The organism is Streptococcus mitis (assembly GCF_001074635.1).
In the GTDB taxonomy this organism is placed as follows: domain Bacteria; phylum Bacillota; class Bacilli; order Lactobacillales; family Streptococcaceae; genus Streptococcus; species Streptococcus mitis_E.
The window spans coordinates 1-3,564 of record NZ_JUQO01000102.1 but is presented as its reverse complement, the minus strand read 5'-3'; the positions used below and the strand labels follow the sequence as shown (position 1 = coordinate 3,564).

General features: G+C 38.4%; 4 protein-coding genes. All 4 read right to left on the bottom strand.

The window, feature by feature from the left end; translation table 11 throughout:
• Window positions 1–191: 191 nt before the first annotated feature.
• Window positions 192–704, bottom strand: coding sequence for an adenine phosphoribosyltransferase (locus ADI58_RS04220; RefSeq protein ID WP_001049318.1), 513 nt, complete (start codon window positions 702–704; stop codon window positions 192–194).
• 85 nt (window positions 705–789) lie between these two features.
• Window positions 790–1,548, bottom strand: coding sequence for a class I SAM-dependent methyltransferase (locus tag ADI58_RS04215; RefSeq protein WP_049521578.1), 759 nt, complete (start codon window positions 1,546–1,548; stop codon window positions 790–792).
• A 518-nt stretch (window positions 1,549–2,066) separates the two neighbouring features.
• Window positions 2,067–2,756 (bottom strand): 50S ribosomal protein L1, encoded by a 690-nt coding sequence (gene rplA, locus ADI58_RS04210; protein ID WP_001085675.1) that lies wholly within the window; start codon window positions 2,754–2,756, stop codon window positions 2,067–2,069.
• A gap of 207 nt (window positions 2,757–2,963) precedes the next feature.
• Complete coding sequence (rplK, locus tag ADI58_RS04205) at window positions 2,964–3,389, bottom strand: 50S ribosomal protein L11 (protein ID WP_001085807.1); 426 nt, start codon at window positions 3,387–3,389, stop codon at window positions 2,964–2,966.
• Window positions 3,390–3,564: the final 175 nt, after the last annotated feature.

Sequence of the window (3,564 nt, the reverse complement as noted above, 5' to 3'; positions counted from 1 at the left end):
TTTGAGCAGCCTGCGGCTAGTTTCCTAGTTTGCTCTTTGATTTTCATTGAGTATGAAACTAAATCTCAAACACTTAGTCCTTTTATTATACTGCAAGAAGATATAGTTTTCAATTATAGTTTTTCTCTAACTAGCTATAGTCTATTTTTATATCCTAATGTAGAGAAAACAGCCCTAGGGACTGTTTTTCATTAATAATGCATCAGAACTTTGTAATCGTAGTCACCGATTTTTTCACGGCCGTTCAATTCATCCAATTCAACAAGGAAGGCACAACCTGCTACAACACCACCAAGTTTTTCAATCATTTCGATAGTTGCCTTAACAGTTCCACCTGTTGCCAAGAGGTCATCTACGATAAGAACACGTTGACCTGGCTTGATGGCATCCGCATGCATAGTCAAGGTATCAACACCGTACTCTTTTTCATAGTCAGCAGAAATGACTTCACGTGGCAATTTCCCTGGCTTACGAACAGGCGCGAAACCAATTCCCAACTCAAAGGCAACTGGACAGCCCACGATAAAACCACGAGCCTCAGGACCTACAATCATGTCGATTTTCTTGTCAGTAGCATACTGAACGATTTCACGAACAGCGTAGCTATAAGCATTTCCATCAGCCATCAAAGGACTGATATCACGAAAAGTAATACCTTCCTTCGGATAATTTTCAATTGTTGCAATGTAATCTTTTAAATTCATCTTTTTCTTTCTTTCAAAGTTTTTACTCTCTATTATAGCATATTTTTTAAGAAAGAAAAAAGGAAAAGTTAACTTCAATGATTATCTAACGATTTGACGATTTATGACTAGCCATAGCAATAAAGTCCAAGTTCTGTTTATTCTTATCAAACATTTTATACATAGTTAAAAACTGCTTTCTATTCTCCTTTTTACAAGCATTTACACAAATTTTCAAGGTTCCTAGCCAATCTTCGTCATAAATCATACCCGATAATTTCATTAATGTCATTTCACCAGTCAATACTTTCACATCACAATAACCTGATTCTATCATCACCTGTTCCCAACCATCTTGAGTTAAAGGACCTACATTTACATGAATTGCTTGCGACAATTCCTGTCTGACAGACTCTTTAGCTTCCTTAAGAAGCACATCATGTGTCAGGAGAAGACCTTCAGTTTTTAAAACCCTTAGATATTCCATTACACATTTTTTCTTAGCTTGATCGGCTTGCATAGTCAGCATAGCTTCGTTTATAACAATATCAAAACTAGCATCTTCATAAGGAAGTTTCATTGCATTCGCTCTTTCAAAACTGATTAAATGAGCAACACCTGCCGTTTCAGCAGATTTTTTAGCCACTTCTAAAGCTTGAGCATCCATATCAACAGCAGTTATCTTACAACCAAAACGCTGTGCCAACTCAATTGCCGTAGTTCCCCTATTACACGCAACCTCTAGTATTCTCTTTTCTTTTGAAAATCCTCCTTCTGCAATTAACCAATCTGTGGCACGTTTTCCACCTGGGCGTAAGCGTTTTTTCCCCAGTTTTGCTAAAAACTTATGACCTTCTTCTGACATTTGAACACCTCTGTTTTTCTTCATTATAACATAAAATGATATTATCTGACAATTCTAATCTATTATTTGATAAACTAGAATCAAAAGCATACAAACCACCATGACTATAGCATAATTTTATTATTACCTCTCTAGTTCGAATTCAACTCCTCCCATCATTTACACATTCAGGTTACGACAATTTTTGTACTTTGAAATTGCTCTCATCTTCATCCATTATACGAACCTCCACCTTCCTGTTCGTAGAGCCACGATTTCGCTATCCCTTCCTCTGCCGATTCTTATTTCCAGCGTCAAATTTGAGAATCACTAACAGCTTCACTAGTAAATGCTACCCACAAATAATACTCAATGGAAATCAAAGAGCAAACTAGGAAGCTAGCTGCATACTGTACTTGAGTACGGCAAGGCAAAGCTAACGTGGTTTGAAGAGTATTACAAATCCAGATAAACAACATGCCCGTTCTAAGCAAAAAAACGAGCACTTTCGTACTCGTTCTCTCTGTATAAACTACTGATTAAAGTGAGTTTACGTCAACTTTGATACCAACACCTTGAGTAGTTGTGATAGTCAAATTTGTTACGTAAGTTCCTTTGGCTGTAGCTGGTTTTGCTTTTTGGATTGTTTCGTTGAAAGCTTTGAAGTTTTCAACCAATTTTTCAGCTTCAAATGATACTTTACCGATGATTGCTTGAACGTTACCTGCACGGTCAGCACGGTAAGTGATTTTACCACCTTTAGACTCTTCAACTGCTTTAGCAACATCCATAGTTACAGTACCAGTTTTAGGGTTTGGCATCAAGTTACGTGGTCCAAGAACACGTCCAAGACGTCCAACAAGAGCCATCATGTCAGGTGTAGCGATAACTACGTCGAAGTCCAACCAACCGTCGTTGATTTTAGCAACAAGGTCATCTTCACCAACAAAGTCTGCACCAGCAGCTTTTGCTTCTTCAGCTTTTGCACCACGTGCGAAAACAAGAACGCGTGAAGTTTTACCAGTACCGTTTGGCAATACCATTGCTCCACGGATTTGTTGGTCAGCTTTTTTAACGTCGATGTTCAAGTTGTAAGCAACTTCTACAGTTGCGTCAAATTTTGCAAAGTTAGTTTCTTTTGCAAGTGCTACAGCTTCTTCTACGCTGTATGCTTTTGTGCTGTCGATTTTCTCAAGAGCAGCACGAAGTTGTTTGCTTTTTTTAGCCATTTTCTATTCTCCTTGTAAGTGGTTCAATCGATTTTCATCTCCCACGTCACTCCTCGAAATGATGAAGTCTTGCGGGTTTTCAGTCTATTACTTTCCTTTTCCTACGGCCTTAAGTTCCCTTGCTGTACCCAAGTACAAGCATCAGTCACTTGCCTAGTATGAAAAGCAACTAATAGACTGCTGTGAGATTTTCTACTGTGTTATTGATTAGTCAACAACAGTGAATCCCATAGAACGAGCAGTACCTTCGATCATACGCATTGCAGACTCTACGTTTGCTGCGTTCAAATCTGGCATCTTAGTTTCTGCAATTTCTTGTACTTGTGCACGAGTAACTGTAGCAACTTTAGTTTTGTTAGGTGTACCTGATCCTTTTTCAACACCTGCAGCTTTTTTCAAAAGAACAGCAGCTGGTGGTGTTTTAGTGATGAAAGTAAATGATTTATCTTCGTAAACTGAGATAACAACCGGAATGATCATACCAGCTTGGTCAGCTGTACGAGCGTTGAACTCTTTTGTGAATCCCATGATGTTGATACCAGCTTGACCAAGAGCAGGTCCAACCGGTGGAGCTGGTGTAGCTTTACCAGCAGGGATTTGCAATTTTACAAGTTTTTCGACTTTTTTAGCCATTTTTAAATCCTCCTTTGTGGTTTTGGCGGTAATTAGAGATTTTTACCTCCCACAAGTATGCTGTACACATACTCATCTATTATACACTATTTATCCGGAATTGCAAGAGAAAAGTTTATTTTTTATACTCAATGAAAATCAAAGAGCAAACTAGGAAGCTAGCCGCAGGTTGCTC